The sequence below is a fragment of the Arthrobacter sp. 9MFCol3.1 genome, assembly GCF_000620385.1.
Lineage (GTDB): Bacteria > Actinomycetota > Actinomycetes > Actinomycetales > Micrococcaceae > Arthrobacter.
The window spans coordinates 136,053-151,807 of record NZ_JIBJ01000010.1 but is presented as its reverse complement, the minus strand read 5'-3'; the positions used below and the strand labels follow the sequence as shown (position 1 = coordinate 151,807).

The 15,755-nt window shown below is 67.5% G+C and carries 14 protein-coding genes and 1 riboswitch; of the genes, 12 read left to right on the top strand and 2 right to left on the bottom strand.

Annotation, left to right across the window (positions count from 1 at the left end; translation table 11 throughout):
- Positions 1-97: 97 nt before the first annotated feature.
- From C560_RS0112455 to C560_RS24095, 5 genes are all read left to right on the top strand, one after another.
- Positions 98-3,910, top strand: coding sequence for a multifunctional oxoglutarate decarboxylase/oxoglutarate dehydrogenase thiamine pyrophosphate-binding subunit/dihydrolipoyllysine-residue succinyltransferase subunit (locus tag C560_RS0112455; protein ID WP_026538459.1), 3,813 nt, complete (start codon positions 98-100; stop codon positions 3,908-3,910).
- 111 nt (positions 3,911-4,021) lie between these two features.
- The gene (locus C560_RS0112450) at positions 4,022-4,621 is read left to right on the top strand and encodes a GDSL-type esterase/lipase family protein (protein ID WP_026538458.1); all 600 of its coding nucleotides are present in this window, start codon (positions 4,022-4,024) and stop codon (positions 4,619-4,621) included.
- A 153-nt stretch (positions 4,622-4,774) separates the two neighbouring features.
- Complete coding sequence (locus C560_RS0112445) at positions 4,775-5,602, top strand: DUF4097 family beta strand repeat-containing protein (protein WP_018775289.1); 828 nt, start codon at positions 4,775-4,777, stop codon at positions 5,600-5,602.
- Positions 5,602-6,240, top strand: a complete 639-nt coding sequence (locus tag C560_RS0112440) for a PadR family transcriptional regulator (protein ID WP_026538457.1) — start codon at positions 5,602-5,604, stop codon at positions 6,238-6,240. The genes C560_RS0112445 and C560_RS0112440 overlap by 1 nt, the downstream gene beginning before the upstream one ends.
- 115 nt (positions 6,241-6,355) lie before the next feature.
- A complete protein-coding gene (locus C560_RS24095; RefSeq protein WP_369299106.1) occupies positions 6,356-6,430 on the top strand; it encodes a 50S ribosomal protein bL37 in 75 nt (24 codons plus the stop codon).
- 91 nt (positions 6,431-6,521) lie between these two features.
- On the opposite strand, the gene rsrA is transcribed toward C560_RS24095, so the two are convergent.
- Entirely contained in the window at positions 6,522-6,782 is a 261-nt protein-coding gene (rsrA, locus tag C560_RS0112435; RefSeq protein WP_018775287.1) for a mycothiol system anti-sigma-R factor, read from the bottom strand.
- Entirely contained in the window at positions 6,779-7,531 is a 753-nt protein-coding gene (locus C560_RS0112430) for a sigma-70 family RNA polymerase sigma factor (RefSeq protein WP_018775286.1), read from the bottom strand. Before C560_RS0112430 ends, rsrA begins: the two co-directional genes overlap by 4 nt.
- A gap of 248 nt (positions 7,532-7,779) precedes the next feature.
- Here C560_RS0112430 and C560_RS0112425 point away from each other — a divergent pair, with 248 nt between their 5' ends.
- From C560_RS0112425 to C560_RS0112395, 7 genes are all read left to right on the top strand, one after another.
- A complete protein-coding gene (locus C560_RS0112425; RefSeq protein WP_018775285.1) occupies positions 7,780-8,328 on the top strand; it encodes a DoxX family protein in 549 nt (182 codons plus the stop codon).
- A gap of 7 nt (positions 8,329-8,335) precedes the next feature.
- Positions 8,336-9,739 (top strand): 3-phosphoshikimate 1-carboxyvinyltransferase, encoded by a 1,404-nt coding sequence (gene aroA / locus C560_RS0112420; protein WP_026538455.1) that lies wholly within the window; start codon positions 8,336-8,338, stop codon positions 9,737-9,739.
- On the top strand, positions 9,723-10,838 hold the full coding sequence (gene rsgA / locus C560_RS0112415; protein ID WP_018775283.1) for a ribosome small subunit-dependent GTPase A: 1,116 nt from the start codon (positions 9,723-9,725) through the stop codon (positions 10,836-10,838). Before aroA ends, rsgA begins: the two co-directional genes overlap by 17 nt.
- 76 nt (positions 10,839-10,914) lie before the next feature.
- On the top strand, positions 10,915-11,745 hold the full coding sequence (hisN, locus tag C560_RS0112410) for a histidinol-phosphatase (protein WP_026538454.1): 831 nt from the start codon (positions 10,915-10,917) through the stop codon (positions 11,743-11,745).
- Positions 11,746-11,822: 77 nt separating this feature from the next.
- Positions 11,823-11,936: riboswitch (SAM riboswitch) on the top strand.
- Positions 11,937-11,970: 34 nt separating this feature from the next.
- A complete protein-coding gene (locus C560_RS0112405; RefSeq protein ID WP_026538453.1) occupies positions 11,971-13,434 on the top strand; it encodes an aminotransferase class V-fold PLP-dependent enzyme in 1,464 nt (487 codons plus the stop codon).
- A gap of 80 nt (positions 13,435-13,514) precedes the next feature.
- Positions 13,515-14,291 carry a class I SAM-dependent methyltransferase gene (locus tag C560_RS0112400; protein ID WP_026538452.1) on the top strand — a complete coding sequence of 259 codons (777 nt, stop codon included), beginning with the start codon at positions 13,515-13,517 and terminating at the stop codon, positions 14,289-14,291.
- Between the two features lie 166 nt (positions 14,292-14,457).
- Positions 14,458-15,747, top strand: a complete 1,290-nt coding sequence (locus C560_RS0112395) for an Nramp family divalent metal transporter (RefSeq protein ID WP_026538451.1) — start codon at positions 14,458-14,460, stop codon at positions 15,745-15,747.
- Positions 15,748-15,755: the final 8 nt, after the last annotated feature.

Here is a 15,755-nt window from a genome sequence, read left to right as displayed (position 1 = left end):
GGTCTGGGTTCACTGGACGCAGAGACTGGCTCAATCGTTGTGCCGAGGCACCGTGGAAGCCAGAGGGAATCAAACTCATGGAAGAGGCGTATTTCAAGTGCCAGAGCAGCCTAGCCACCGTCTACCAGAGGAATTTGGCGGAAACGAGTGGCTCGTTGACGAACTGTATGAGCGTTACCAGCAGGACAAGAACACGGTCGACTCCAAGTGGTGGCCCCTGTTCGAATCCTTCGAAGCTAGTGACGCCTCTCCCGCCAACGGAACGTCCGGCACCGCGACAGCTGTGCATCCTGCCACCCGTGAACTTCCCGTAGTAGCGCCCGCCGCAGCTCCGGCAGCACCTGCGCCGGCAGCGCCCGCGGCCCCCGCAGCTCCCGCCGCCACGGCTGCGCCGGCACCGGCTGCGCCCGCAGCCAAGAAAGCCCCGGCCACCGTCGCCCGGGACGGCTCCAAGACTTCCGACGCCGGCCCCGGCACCGCGCCGATCCCGGCGCAGCTGCCCAAGAACCTCAAGGCCCCGACGGCGCCCGAAGAAGACGTCGTCTCGGTCCTGCGCGGCCCGGCCAAGGCCATCGCCTCGAACATGGTCACCAGCCTGGAAGTGCCGACCGCCACGAGCGTCCGCGCCATCCCGGCGAAGCTCCTGATCGACAACCGCGTGGTCATCAACTCCAACCTGGCCCGCGCCCGCGGCGGCAAGGTCTCCTTCACGCACCTGATCGGCTACGCCGTCATCCGGGCCCTGTCCCAGTTCCCGTCGATGAACGTCTACTACGACGAGATTGACGGCAAGCCGGTGGCTGTCCAGCCGGCGCATGTGAACTTCGGCATCGCGATCGACATGCCCAAGCCCGACGGCACCCGCCTGCTCATGGTCCCGAACATCAAGAAGGCGGAGACCCTCAACTTCTCCGAGTTCTGGCACACCTACGAGGACCTGATCAAGCGCGCCCGCAACGGCAAGCTGACCGCGGACGACCACTCCGGCACCACCGTGTCCCTGACCAACCCCGGCGGCATCGGCACCGTGCACTCGGTGCCGCGCCTGTCCAAGGGCCAGGCCGCCATCATCGGCGTCGGCGCGCTGGACTACCCGGCCGAGTTCCAGGGTGCCAGCGAGAAGATCATCGCGCAGAACGCGATCAGCAAGGTCCTCACGCTGACCTCCACCTATGACCACCGCGTCATCCAGGGTGCCGGCAGCGGCGAGTTCCTCAAGCTCGTGCACCAGCTTCTGCTGGGCGCGCAGAACTTCTACGACGAGATCTTCGAGTCCCTGCGTATCCCCTACGAGCCCGTGCGCTGGAGCCCGGACCTGCAGGTGGACCCGGCCGACGAGATCAACAAGGTTGCCCGGATCCAGCAGCTGATCCACGCCTACCGCGTGCGCGGCCACCTCATGGCTGACACCGACCCGCTCGAGTACGTCCAGCGCAAGCACCCGGACCTCGATGTCCTGACCTACGGCCTGACCCTGTGGGACCTCGACCGCGAGTGGCCCACCGGCGGCTTCGGCGGCAAGCCGATGCTCAAGTTCCGCGACATCCTCGGCGTCCTCCGTGATGCCTACTGCCGCACCGCCGGCATCGAATACATGCACATCCAGGACCCGGCCGAGCGCAAGTGGTTCCAGGACCAGCTGGAGCACCCGTACTCGAAGCCGAGCCGCGACGAGCAGCTGCGCATCGTCTCCAAGCTCAACGCTGCCGAGGCCTTCGAGACCTTCCTGCAGACGAAGTTCGTCGGCCAGAAGCGCTTCTCGCTCGAAGGCGGCGAGTCCCTGATTCCGCTGCTGGACGCGATCATCTCCGACGCCGCCGACGACGAACTCGACGAAGTGGCGATCGGCATGGCCCACCGTGGCCGGCTCAACGTGCTGACCAACATCGCGGGCAAGACCTACGCGCAAGTCTTCCGCGAATTCGAGGGCACCCAGGACCCGCGCTCCGTGCAGGGCTCCGGCGACGTCAAGTACCACCTGGGCACCGAGGGCACCTTCACCTCGGACAACGGCAAGGAGACCAAGGTCTACCTCGCCGCGAACCCGTCCCACCTCGAGGCCGTCGACTCCGTCCTCGAAGGCATCGTCCGCGCCAAGCAGGACCGCCTGGACCAGGGCGAGGCGTTCCCCGTGCTGCCGATCATGGTGCACGGCGACGCCGCCTTCGCAGGCCAGGGCGTCGTCGCGGAAACGCTCAACCTCTCCCAGCTACGCGGCTACCGCACCGGCGGCACCATCCACATCGTGGTCAACAACCAGGTCGGCTTCACCACCGCGCCGTCGTCCTCGCGTTCCTCCACGTACTCCACGGACGTCGCCAAGATGATCCAGGCACCGGTGTTCCACGTGAACGGCGATGACCCGGAGGCCGTGGTCCGCATCGGGCAGCTTGCCTACGAGTTCCGTCAGCGTTTCCACAAGGACGTTGTCATCGACATGGTCTGCTACCGCCGCCGCGGCCACAACGAGGGCGACGACCCCTCGATGACCCAGCCGCTGATGTACAACCTGATCGAGGCCAAGCGCTCGGTCCGCAAGCTGTACACCGAATCGCTGATCGGCCGCGGTGACATCACCGAGGAAGAAGCCGAGCAGCTGCTGCGGGACTACCAGGAACGCCTGGAACGCGTCTTCGCGGAAACGCACGCGGCCCAGACGTCCCCGATCCCGATCATCACGGCCGATTCGGCCGCGGTATCGGACCTCGAACGCCCCATGGCCCAGCAGTCCGATTCCGGCGTCAGCGCGCCGGTCTCCACCGCGATCTCCGCGGAGACCCTGGCCCGCATCGGCAAGGCACACACCGATATCCCGGACGGCTTCACCGTCCACGCCAAGCTCAAGCAGCTGCTGGAGAAGCGTGAGGCGATGTCCCGCGAAGGCGGCATCGACTGGGGCTTTGGTGAACTGGCCGCGTTCGGCTCGCTCATCATGGAAGGCGTCCCCGTCCGGCTCGCCGGCCAGGACTCGCGCCGCGGCACTTTCGTGCAGCGCCACGCCGTCTTCCACGACCGCGCCAACGGCGACGAGTGGCTGCCCCTGGCGCACCTGTCGGACAACCAGGCGAAGCTGTGGATCTACGACTCCCTGCTCTCCGAATACGCCGCCATGGGCTTTGAATACGGTTACTCGGTGGAGCGCCCGGATGCCCTGGTGCTCTGGGAAGCGCAGTTCGGTGACTTCGTCAACGGCGCGCAGACCATCATCGATGAGTTCATCTCCTCGGCCGAGCAGAAATGGGGCCAGCGGTCCTCGCTGGTTCTCATGCTGCCGCACGGCTACGAGGGCCAGGGTCCGGACCACTCCTCCGCCCGCATCGAGCGTTTCCTGCAGATGTGCGCCGAAGAGAACATGATCGTGGCCAACCCCACGACGTCGGCCTCGCACTTCCACCTGCTGCGCCGCCAGGCGTACAGCAGGCCGCGCAAGCCGCTCATCATCTTCACGCCCAAGCAACTGCTCCGTCTGAAGGCCGCCGCGTCCTCCGTGGAGGACTTCACCACCGGCTCGTTCCGCCCGGTCATTCCGGAGCACGCGCAGCTGCAGGCCGACGCCGTCGAACGCGTGCTGCTGGTCTCCGGACGCCTGTACTACGATCTGCTGTCCACCCGGCAGAAGACCGAGAACAAGACCACGGCGATCGTCCGCGTCGAGCAGCTGTACCCGCTGCCGGCCGACGAGATCGCCGCCGAGCTGGCCAAGTACCCGAACGCCGAAGTGGTCTGGGCACAGGACGAACCGGCCAACCAGGGTCCGTGGCCGTTCATCGGCCTGAACCTGCCGGATGCCCTGGACCGCCGGGTCCGCCTCATCTCCCGCCCCGCCTCGGCCTCCACCGCGGCAGGGTCGATGAAGCGCCACGCGGCAGAACAGGACGCCCTGCTGAAGCAGGCATTCGCTCGTAAATAGTGGCATTGCTGCCCGGCCGGAGACTGAAACACAACACTCCGGCCGGGCGGTTCTGTTTAATGGACTATTAGTGGTCAGCTTGTTGGACAGCGTTGAAGTGAAGAGGTAGTCGTGGAAGATCGGAAGCTGCGGATCGCAGCCGTTGGGGACGAGCTGTTGGCCGGGCTTGGTGATCCGCGCGCCTTGGGTTGGTTGGGCCGGGTCCTGGCCCGCACGCCGCAGGACAGTGTTGCCCTGGAGTGCTACTCCCTGCCATGCCCGGAAGAGGGCACCGAGGGCATCGCAGCCCGCTGGCTCGAGGAAGCGGGCCGGCGCTTCGGGAACCACCACGAAAACCGCCTGGTGATCGGCCTGTCAGGACGCGACATCGAGTTCGGCCTGTCCACGGCCCGCAGCCGCCTGAACCTGGCCAACATCCTGGACTCCGCCTCCCAGAACAAGATCGAGGTCTTCGTCGTGGGCCCGCCGCCCACACTTGACCCCGCACAGAACCGCAGGCTCGGCGAACTCAACACCGCCTTCGCCGACGTCACGACGCGCCGGAAACACCTCTATGTCGACACGTTCTCGCCGCTGCTGAACCACGAGCAGTGGCGCCAGGACCTCGCGGCCAACGGCGGCACGCCCGGCCAGGCCGGCTATGGGCTCATGGCCTGGCTCGTGCTGCACCGCGGCTGGTTCCAGTGGCTGGGCCTGGACGCCCCGGAGTAGGCGGACAAGCAGGGGCAAGCAGCAACCGGCCGGGCCCACCCTCCTCGGAATTTCGCGATATATCTTGACCTGGCGGCAAGCGCGATATATCGTGACTCCATAGTCGCGATATATCGTTAGTTGTCCAGCCCCTTTCGCCTTTCCGGAGGAACCATGTCAGAGAACACGTGGACTGTGACCGGCCCGCAGACCATCGACGTCGACGGCGTCCACTCCCTCAAACTCGGGATTGTCCGCGGCCGCTTCGACATCGTCACCCATGAGGAGGACGTTGCCAGGATCGAGGTCTCCGAAATCGAAGGCGATCCCCTGTCGGTTTCGGTCGTCAACGGCCGCCTGGAAGTCCGCCACCAGCTGCACGGCCCGCAGGGGTGGTTCAAGAACCTGATGAGCACCGTCAACAACGGCAGCAGCAACTCGGTGGTCATCAGCATCGCCCTGCCGGCCGGCGTCGAGGTCGAGGCCGGGACGGTGAGCGGCGACGGCATGGTTTCCGGGCTCAGCGGCCACACCCGGCTCAACACCGTCTCGGGATCCGTGCTGGCCGACGGCACCTCCGGGAACCTGTCAGTCAACACGGTCAGCGGCGAGGTGATTGCCCGCAACCACCGCGGCGTCCTGACCGCCAAGAGCGTCTCCGGCGAAGTGACGGCCTCGGGGGAATTCAGCAACATCCGCGCGAACACCGTCAGCGGCGACCTGAACTTCGACCTGCACGGCTTCACCCATGACTTCGGTGCCAATTCGGTCTCCGGCGACGTCACCATCCGGCTTCCGCACGACATCGGGGTGGACATCGTTGCCAAGTCCGCCAGCGGCGCGGTGGTCATCGACGACACGAGGTACGTCCAGCCCGGCGGCACCGTGCAGACCATCGCGGGACCGGACGCCAAGCTGATGCTGGTCCGGACCAACTCGGTCTCGGGAAAAACTTCGCTCTTCCACGGCCAGCCCAGCCCGGACACCGAAACGGCCCTCTGATGCCTCCCGTCTTCGCCCACGGGGCGCTGCGGCTGTACCTGCTCGCCCTGCTCGAAACGGGCCCCAAGCACGGCTACGAGCTGATCAAGGCGCTCAGCGAGCGTTTCGGCGGCACGTACTCCCCCAGTGCCGGGACCATCTACCCGCGCCTGGGCAAGCTTGAAGAGGAAGGGCTCGTGGCCACCCGCACCGAGGGCCGCCGCACCAACTACAGCATCACCCCGGCCGGTCTCACGGAACTGAACAGCCGGCGGGACGAACTCGCCGGCGTCGAGAACGACATCTCGGCGTCAGTACGCCGGCTTGCCGACAACCTGCGCCAGGACATCCGCGTCAACATGCGCGGCCTCCGGGCCGACCTTGCGGCGACGGCGGAGGCGGCCCGGACCTCGGCCCGCGCCGCGAGTTCTGCCGGCGGGACAGGCACTGCCGGCGGCGCGGGCAGCCCGTGGTACTCCCCGGAGGGCGAACGGCGGCTGAAGGAGGCGGAAATGCTGGTGCAGGCGTTCCGCGACGACATGCGGGTGGAACTGCGGCGCCACGCCGGGAGCCGTCCCGTCACCGCCGTCACGCTCGAAACAGTCAGGACCGTGCTGGACCAGGCCAGGATCTCGATCCGCAATTCGTTGGACGGCTGAGATCGGGCCCAACCCCTCACGGCCCGTAGCGCGGGTTCCCCGGTTCGCGGCGGGTGCCGCGATGTGGGAGACTTGAGGGCAGCTCTTTTGAGTACCAAGATTAAGGAGGCCAGCTATGAGCAAACGTGCACGTAAACGTCGTGACCGTAAGCGTGGCGGCGCGAACCACGGTAAGCGCCCCAACACCTAAGCTACGGCTAGGATTGACAGCTTTAAGCAAGAGACCCCGGAAACCTCACGGTTCCGGGGTCTTTTGTTTTGTTCGGATTCTTCGCTACGGCTCAGGCTTCCACGGTCCGGATCGAGTGAATCCGGTCCAGGATGGAGTTCTTGAGGTTTTCCGGAGCCGCTTCGGTGCACGAACGCTTGACCATCACGCGGATGACACATTCGAGGTCGTACTGCTCCAGGCACTCCGGGCAACTGTCCAGGTGGTCCTTGATCTCTGCGATGTCCGCACGCGTGAGCGCCCCATCCAGATATTCATAGATACGTTGCATCCGGGCGTCATCGCAATCGCCCAGTCCCTGGCAGTCGCTCATTTCCTGTTCTCCTGTTTGTTGCTGTCGGCCGCGGCGCTTGACTCGGTGGCGGCCCTGAATCCTCGTTCGGCGGCATAGTCCGCCAGCATGTCCCTCAGCATCTTCCGGCCGCGGTGCAGCCGGGACATGACGGTCCCGATGGGGGTGTTCATGATGTCTGAAATTTCCTTGTACGCGAAGCCCTCGACGTCGGCGAAGTACACGGCCAGCCGGAACTCCTCCGGAATCGACTGGAGGGCGCGCTTCACATCCGAATCGGGCAGGTGGTCGAGGGCCTCTGCCTCAGCCGAACGCAGTCCCGAGGACGTATGCGACTCGGCGCGGGCCAGCTGCCAGTCCTCGATGGTGTCCGAATTCGACTGCAGCGGCTCGCGCTGACGCTTCCGGTACAGGTTGATGTACGTGTTGGTGAGGATGCGGTACAGCCAGGCCTTCAGGTTGGTTCCGGGCTTGTACTGGTGGAACGCGGAGAACGCCTTTGTATAAGCCTCCTGGACCAGGTCCTCGGCGTCGGAGGGGTTCCTGGCCATCCTCATGGCCGCCGAATACAGCTGGTCCACGTACTGCATCGCGTCGCGTTCAAAACGCACCCGGCGCTCTTCCGCGGACTCGGTGGAGACATCAAGGGGCTTCCCGTCCACCTCGGTCTCCAAGGCGGCGGACGCGCCGGCATCAGGTGTCTTGGTGGGCGTGGCGTCGTTTCCGGCAACCTCGTGCATGGCCGCAACGGCCGGGTCCATGGTGCTCATTGCGTTCAAGTCTACTGTCACCTTCTGCCGGGCACCCGGAACCGCCGGAAGCGCGAGGGTCCATGATTGCCCGGAACCGGCTTCCGGTTCCGCACTGTCTTTGACCAGAGTCAAATCTCCGCCTTCGTTAGCCTGCTGGGATCTGCCTTTCACAACCACGTCCTGCGGGCAAATATTCCGCAAAAGTGCAAGACTAGAACCGGTTCTCCCGCAGTGAAGCCGCTGTTCGTCCATCCAGGAGGAAATTCATGTCGTTTGTCCGCTTTCTCGCCCGGCCCATGCTCGCTTCCAGTTTCGTCCTCGCCGGCATGGACAAGCTCAAGAACGCGGATGACACAGCGGCCCAGCTGTCCCCCCTGTTGCGCCGCACGGCCGACGCGCTGCCGTTCCAGCCGAATGAAAAAGTCGTGGCACGCGTGATCGGCGGCACCCAGATCGGTGCCGGCCTCTGCTTCGCCCTCGGCAAGTCCGCCCGGCTGGCTGCCACCCTGCTCGCCGTCATTTCGATCCTGAACGGCTACGTCGAATGGCGCAGCGCGGACATCTCCTCGAAGGAAGCCCGCGACGCCCGCCGCAAACAGCTCCTGAAAAACGTCTCCCTCACCGGCGGCGTGCTCCTCGCCGCGGTCGATACCGCCGGCAAGCCCAGCCTGGCCTGGCGCGCCGGGCACCTGGCCGCGGATGCCAAGAAGAGCGCCGGACACCTCGCCGCCGATGCCCGCAAGACCACCAACAAGCAGCTGAAGAAGGCCGACAAAGTCGTCCGCAAGGCCGTAGACCACTCTGCCGGAGCCTAAGACGGTAATGACTGGCGCCACCCCCTCAGCAGCTGCCCCGTCCCACCCTGCCAACGGCGGTCCGCACTGGTCCGCCCCCTTCGCCGCACGGCCCGTCGATGCCACGGTCACCGTTCCGGGATCCAAGTCCCTGACCAACCGGTACCTCGTGCTCGCCGCCCTCGCGGACGGGCCGTCCCGGCTGCGGGCCCCACTCCACTCCCGGGATTCCGCGCTGATGATTGAGGCCCTGCGGCAGTTGGGGGCCACCGTTACGGAGGTTCCCGGCGACGGCGCCTTCGGCCCCGACCTGGAAATCGTCCCGATCAGCATGGACGCCGCCGCGGAGGACACGGCGATCGACTGCGGCTTGGCCGGCACGGTCATGCGCTTTGTGCCTCCGGTGGCGGCGCTGCGCCGCGGTGAGGCCCGTTTCGACGGCGACCCGCACGCCCGCAAACGCCCCATGGGCACCATCATCGAGGCCCTGGCCGGCCTGGGTGTGGCAGTGACCGCGCCCGACGGCGGTCCGGCGTCGTCATTGCCGTTCACCGTCCACGGCACGGGCGAGGTGCGCGGCGGCCACCTGATCATCGATGCCAGCGCTTCGTCCCAGTTCGTCTCCGCCCTGCTGCTGGCCGGGGCACGCTTCACCGAGGGACTCCACCTGGAACATCAAAGCAGGGAACATGTCGGCAAGCCCGTGCCGAGCCTGGACCACATCAACATGACCGTGGCCGTGCTGCGCGGCGTGGGCGTGGCGGTTGATGACTCGGTGCCGAACCACTGGGTTGTCTCCCCCGGCCCGATCCGCGCCTTCGACGTCCGGATCGAGCAGGATCTCTCGAACGCCGGCCCGTTCCTCGCGGCGGCCCTGGCCACCGGCGGCACCGTGCGGATCCCGAACTGGCCCGCGGAGACCACCCAGGTCGGTGATCTCTGGCGCGGCATCCTGACCGCCATGGGCGCCACCGTGACTGTGGACGGCGGCACCCTGACCGTCAGCGGAGGGCCGGAGATCAAGGGCGGCGACTTCGACGAGACCAGCGAACTCGCCCCCACCGTGGCCGCACTCTGCGCCCTCGCCGCCGGCCCCTCGCGGCTCAGCGGCATCGCCCACCTCCGCGGCCACGAAACGGACCGGCTCGCCGCCCTCGTCGCCGAAATCAACCGCCTCGGCGGCGACGCCGAAGAGACCGCCGACGGCCTCATCATCCGCCCGGCCGCGCTGCACGGCGGTGTGGTCCACAGCTACGCGGACCACCGCATGGCAACCGCCGGCGCCATCCTCGGCCTTGCCGTACCCGGCGTGGAGGTCGAGGACATCGCAACCACGGCCAAGACCATGCCCGATTTCCCGCAACTCTGGGAAGCGATGCTGGCACAGGGACCCGCCGCAGATGAGGACACCGCCGGTGGCACGCAGCACTGATTCATGGGACGAGTCCGACGTCCGGATCCGGCCGAACAAGAAGGGAACCCGCCCCCGCACCAAGGACCGGCCCAGCTACGATGACGCCGTCACCGGACGCATCATCACCGTTGACCGCGGCCGCTACACCGCCGTCGTCGGCGAAGGAACCCCCGACGAACGCAAGATCATCGCTGCCCGCGCCCGGGAGCTGCGCCGCAACCCCGTGGTTGCCGGCGACTTCGTCTCCCTGGTCGGCGACGTCACCGGCGAGCCCGACACCCTCGCGCGGCTGGTCAAGATCCAGGACCGCAAGACACTGTTGCGCCGCAGCGCCGACGACACGGACCCGATCGAACGCGCCGTCGTGGCCAACGCCGACCAGCTGGTGGTGGTGGTCGCCGCCGCCAACCCCGAGCCGCGGACCGGTTTCATCGACCGCGCACTGGTGGCCGCGTACGACGCCGGCATCGAGCCGCTGCTGCTCGTCACCAAGGCCGACGTCAAGGATCCCGCCGAACTGCTGTCCAACTACCAGCACCTCGATTTTCCCGTCATCATCTCCAAGACCGCGGACTCCGCCGCTTCCGGCATCGACGCCCGCTCCGACGACGGGCTCTCCGCCCGGCTCGACAAGGACGCGGTGTCCCAGCTGCGCGACTACCTCGACGGCAAGGTCACCGTGATGCTGGGCCATTCCGGCGTCGGCAAGTCCACCATGGTCAACGCCCTGACCGGGGCCGAGCGGGCCACGGGAGGCGTGAACGCGGTAACCGGCCGCGGCCGCCACACGTCCTCCTCGGCACTGGCGCTGAAGGTCAACGATGCCCCGGCGGGCAGCTGGATCATCGACACCCCCGGCATCCGGTCCTTCGGCCTGGCCCACGTGGACCCGGACCGGATCCTGCGTTCCTTCCCGGACCTGGAACCGGGCACCGATGACTGCGAACGCGGCTGCAAGCATGACTCCACCGCCGTCAACTGCGGCGTCGACAAGTGGGTGGCGGCCGGGCACGCGGGGCCCTCGGGACCGGCGAGGCTCGCGTCCCTGCGCCGGCTGCTGGGCACGGACCCGCGGATGGAAGCACAGGAAACCAAGGAACTGGGCACCGTCTCCTAGCCGGCCCGGCAACCGGGCTGCGGCGCCGTGCCGCGGCCTCCCGCCCGGCAGCCCGGTTTGACGGTAGTTTGGAACCATGAGCCAACCCGCTTCGAGCTACAACGATGACCTGCGCCTTGCCCATGTACTGGCAGATTCGGTCGATTCCCAGACCATGAGCCGCTTCAAGGCGCTCGACCTTCGGATCGAGACGAAGCCCGACCTCACACCCGTCACCGATGCCGACAAGTCCGCGGAAGAGGCCATCCGCGGCCAGCTCTCCCGGTCACGTCCGCGGGACGCGGTCCTCGGCGAGGAATTCGGCAGCTCGGGCCACGGTTCCCGCCGGTGGATCATCGACCCGATCGACGGCACCAAGAACTTTGTCCGCGGCGTCCCGGTCTGGGCCACCCTGATCGCCCTTGTCGATGAGGGCGAACCGGTGGTCGGCGTCGTCAGCGCGCCGGCACTGGGCAAGCGCTGGTGGGCCGCCAAGGGTGCGGGCGCCTATATGGGCCGCTCGCTCGCCGCCGCCACACGGTTGAAGGTATCCAATGTCTCCAATCTCGAGGACGCCTCGCTGTCCTACTCCAGCCTTGGCGGCTGGAAGGAACGCGGGAACCTGGATGAGTTCCTGGGCCTGACCGAGGAAGTGTGGCGGACCCGCGCCTACGGTGACTTCTGGTCCTACTGCCTCGTGGCCGAGGGTGCCGTGGACATCGCCTGCGAGCCCGAGCTGAACCTCTACGACATGGCCGCCCTGGTGCCGATCGTGACCGAGGCCGGCGGCCGCTTCACCTCGCTCGAGGGCGAGGACGGACCCTTCGGCGGCAATGCCCTGGCCACCAATTCGATCTTGCACTCGGAAGTCCTCAAGCGGCTCAACCCCGGTCTCGACGACCTCTTCCCGGCCCACCCCAACAACTGAACCGCGCCCGTAATAATCCGCTTCACAATCGGCGGCCGCCTTTTCCCGGGCTGCGTGGATGTCCTACGCTCGATGCAGGTCACGAGTGCCAGCGCTAAACCCCGGTTTGCTGGCCGGCAACCCTCCAGTCGCGGTGGGGTGCCCCGGGTGACGACCTGGCCGGTCCGGAACGGACCCGGCAAGCGCGGATTCCCACGGTGTGGGGTCCTGTTCGAGTGAGGTCCCATGACAACTGCCATTTTCCCCGTTGCCCCCGAATTCCATGCCGCCGGCGCAGAACAGTCTGCAGGGCAGGCTGATGGCCGCCTCGCCCTCGCGGCCCGCCCGCTGGCCGCCGTTACCGGGGCGGAAATCCAGGCGCCGCTGATCACCGGCGGCCACACCCGCTACGCCAACCTCGACTACGGCGCCTCCGCCCCGGCCCTGTCCGTGGTCTCGGCCTACCTGAACGAAATCCTGCCGTACTACGCCAGCGTGCACCGCGGCGCCGGCTACGCATCGCAGATCAGCACGTCTGTCTACGAGAACGCCCGGGACATCGTGCGGGACTTCGTGGGCGGCCGGCCGGACGATTCCGTGATCTTCACCCGCAACACCACCGATTCCCTGAACCTGCTGGCGGGCTGCCTGCCGCTGCGCGACGGGCGCCCCGCGGGCGAGGTCGTCTACCTCGACATCGAGCACCACGCCAACCTCCTGCCCTGGCAGAATGTCCCGCACCGCAGCGTCGTGGCCGCCCCCACCCTCGCGGCCACGGTGGACCGCCTGCGCGAGGAGCTGGCGCGCGGCGATGTCAGCCTGCTGGCCGTCACCGGCGCTTCCAACGTCACCGGGGAGATCCTGCCGATCCGGACCTTGGCCGCGCTGGCACACGAATACGGCGCCAGGATCGCTGTCGACGCCGCGCAGCTGGCCCCGCACCGGCGGATTAACATCGCCGCGGACGGCGTCGACTACCTCGCCTTCTCTGGGCACAAGCTGTACGCCCCGTTCGGCGCGGGCGTGCTGGTGGGCCGGACGGACTGGCTCGACGCCGGCACCCCGCACCTGGCCGGCGGCGGCGCGGTCCGCGACGCCCGGCTCGACTCCGTCAGCTGGACCACGGGACCTGCCCGGCACGAGGGCGGCTCGCCGAACGTCCTTGGCGCGGCGGCCCTCGCCCGTGCCACCCAGGTCATTGCGGCCCTGGACCAGGAGCAGTGGCAGGCCCACGAGGACGCCATCCGGTCCTTCCTCGTCGAAGGCCTCCAGGGCATCGACGGAGTAACCGTGCACCGGATCTTTGCCGATTCGCCTTCCGCTTCTTCCCCCGAAGGCGGCCAGGCAGGCCCCGGCACGATCGGCGTCGTGAACTTTTCCGTGGAAGGCTTCGACGCCGGACTCGTGGCCGCCTACCTGTCGGCCGAACACGGCATTGGCCTGCGCGACGGCCGATTCTGCGCCCACCCGCTGCTCAAGCGGCTCGGCCTGCCCGCCGGCTCCCTGCGGGCCAGCTTCGGGCTGGGCTCGCGGCTGGAGGATGCCGAACGCCTGCTGGCCGGCCTGCAGCAGCTGCGGCAGAACGGACTCGGCTGGGATTACGTGGTGGACGCCGGCCGCTGGGTGCCGGCCAACGACACCCGCAGCTACCCCCACTGGGCGCCGAACACCCCGGGCACCGCCGGCGCAGCGCCCTGCACCCTGGACTAGCGCAGGATCAGGGCCCGGCGCGGGTGCGGTAAATTCGAAAGGTACCTGAAACCAGCAGGACCTTCCGAAGGAGATCGCACGTGGCAAGCGCCGGCCCCAGGCTGCACAGTGGACCTAAGCTGCACAGCGGGCGGCGCCAGGAACTCGGGCAAAGCTTCCAGGACGGCGGGGAACACTATGAACGCGTCCGTCCCGGCTATCCGCAGGAGTCGGCCGGCTGGCTGGTCCCGGCGGGGGCCAAGGACGCCGCGGACATTGGCGCCGGCACCGGGAAGTTCACTGCGCTCCTGGCAGAACGCGGACTGGACACGGTGGCTGTGGACCCCTCCGCCGACATGCTCGAGCAGTTGCGCCGGACCCTGCCGGACGTCGTCGCCATCGGGGGCAGCGCCGAGGACACCGGTCTCGAGCCGGAATCCTTCGACCTCGTCACGGTCGCCCAGGCGTGGCACTGGTGCGATCCTGGCCTGGCCAGCACCGAGATTGCCCGGATCCTGCGGCCGCACGGAGTGCTGGGCCTGATCTGGAACCAGCTGGACACCAGCGTGCCCTGGGTGCACCGCCTCTCCCGGATCATGCACGCGGGGGACGTCCTCAAACCACACTTCCGCCCCGCTGTCGGCCCCGAGTTCACCGGGCTGGAGAGCCACGTGACGCGGTGGGAGGATTCCGTCACCACGGAGGACATCCAGGAGCTGACCAAGTCCCGCAGCTACTACCTCGCGGCATCGGACTCCACCCGGGCCAAGGTCATGGCCAACCTCGACTGGTACCTGCACGAGCACCTGGGGCACGTCCCAGGCGACGTGCTCCGGCTGCCTTACCTCACCCAGACGTGGCGGGCATTCCGGGCCTGATGCCCGCTCCCCACGGATTCCCGGATTGCATGCAAGGCCCCGCCGGGCTTATTGTTTCGGTATGCCTAATAATTACTTGTAGGCGTATGGAACTTTGACGCCGGCTGTTTTCCAGCCGGCGCCGATCATCGCGTCAACGCGGACGCGCCAATCACAGGAGCTGGCAGTGCTGGAGGTAAAAGGACACGGGCAACCGGCGCAGGACGTCGCCCCCACCTACAAACACCCGGGTGCCCGCAGGGCGCTGATCGGCCTGTTGGGGCCGGCGTTCGTGGCATCGATCGCCTACGTGGACCCCGGAAACGTGGCCGCCAACCTGACCGCCGGCGCGCAGTACGGCTACCTGCTGGTGTGGGTCCTCGTGGCCGCCAACGTCATGGCCGTCCTCGTCCAGTACCAGTCCGCCAAGCTCGGGATCGTCACGGGCAAGAGCCTTCCGGAGATCCTTGGTGAACGGCTCAAGCCGTTCTGGCGCCGCGCTTTCTGGGTGCAGGCCGAAGTCGTCGCCGCCGCCACCGACCTCGCTGAGGTAGTGGGCGGCGCTATCGCCCTGTACCTGCTTTTCGGCCTCCCGCTCCCCCTTGGCGCCTTGATTGTCGGCGCCGTTTCCATGCTCCTGCTCGCCGTCCAGGCCCGGCAGAAACAGCGGCCGTTCGAATTCATCATCATGTTCCTGCTCGGCATCATCACTATCGGCTTCCTGGCCGGGCTGTTCATCAGCCCGCCAGATCCGGGGGCCGCCCTGGCCGGGCTCATGCCCGGCTTCCAGGGCCCGGACACTGTCCTGCTGGCCGCCAGCATGCTCGGGGCCACCGTCATGCCGCACGCCATCTACGTCCACTCTGCCCTGTCCCGGGACCGGCACCGGCCGGACGAACACCTGCATGTTCCCCCGGCGGCCATCGCGCGCCTGGTCCGGGCCACCCGGTTCGACGTCGTTGCCGCACTCGCGATCGCCGGACTGGTCAACATCGGCATGCTGCTCCTGGCCGCCTCCACCCTCGGCGGCGAAGAGGGCACGGACACAATCGAGGGCGCGCACGCCGCCATCACCGCCAACCTCGGCCCGATCGTCGGCGTGGTCTTTGCTGTCGGGCTGCTCGCCTCCGGCCTGGCATCGACCTCGGTGGGCTGCTATGCCGGCGGCTCCATCATGCAGGGCCTGCTCAAGATCCGGATTCCCGTCATGGCCCGGCGCGTCGTGACCCTCATTCCCGCCGTCGTGCTGCTGGCGGTGGGCTTCGACCCCACCTGGGCACTTGTCCTGAGCCAGGTCGTCCTCAGCTTCGGGATTCCCTTTGTCCTGGTCCCGCTGGTGATGCTGACCAGCAACAAGGCCCTCATGGGCCGGTTTGCCGACGGCCCTGCCCTCCGAATCGCAGCCATCATCAGCGTGGTACTCGTCGTGGCACTCAACCTGGTCCTGCTGTGGCTCACTTTCTCCGGAGGCAGCTGACGGTAGGC

Excerpts from the sequence above, each read along its gene's own strand:
- C560_RS0112445 (WP_018775289.1), top strand. The coding sequence starts at position 4,775 with ATGTCAGAGAACACGTGGACTGTGACCGGCCCGCAGACCATCGACGTC.
- C560_RS0112440 (WP_026538457.1), top strand. The coding sequence starts at position 5,602 with ATGCCTCCCGTCTTCGCCCACGGGGCGCTGCGGCTGTACCTGCTCGCC.
- rsrA (WP_018775287.1), bottom strand. The coding sequence starts at position 6,782 with ATGAGCGACTGCCAGGGACTGGGCGATTGCGATGACGCCCGGATGCAA.
- C560_RS0112430 (WP_018775286.1), bottom strand. The coding sequence starts at position 7,531 with ATGAGCACCATGGACCCGGCCGTTGCGGCCATGCACGAGGTTGCCGGA.
- C560_RS0112425 (WP_018775285.1), top strand. The coding sequence starts at position 7,780 with ATGTCGTTTGTCCGCTTTCTCGCCCGGCCCATGCTCGCTTCCAGTTTC.
- aroA (WP_026538455.1), top strand. The coding sequence starts at position 8,336 with ATGACTGGCGCCACCCCCTCAGCAGCTGCCCCGTCCCACCCTGCCAAC.
- hisN (WP_026538454.1), top strand. The coding sequence starts at position 10,915 with ATGAGCCAACCCGCTTCGAGCTACAACGATGACCTGCGCCTTGCCCAT.
- C560_RS0112405 (WP_026538453.1), top strand. The coding sequence starts at position 11,971 with ATGACAACTGCCATTTTCCCCGTTGCCCCCGAATTCCATGCCGCCGGC.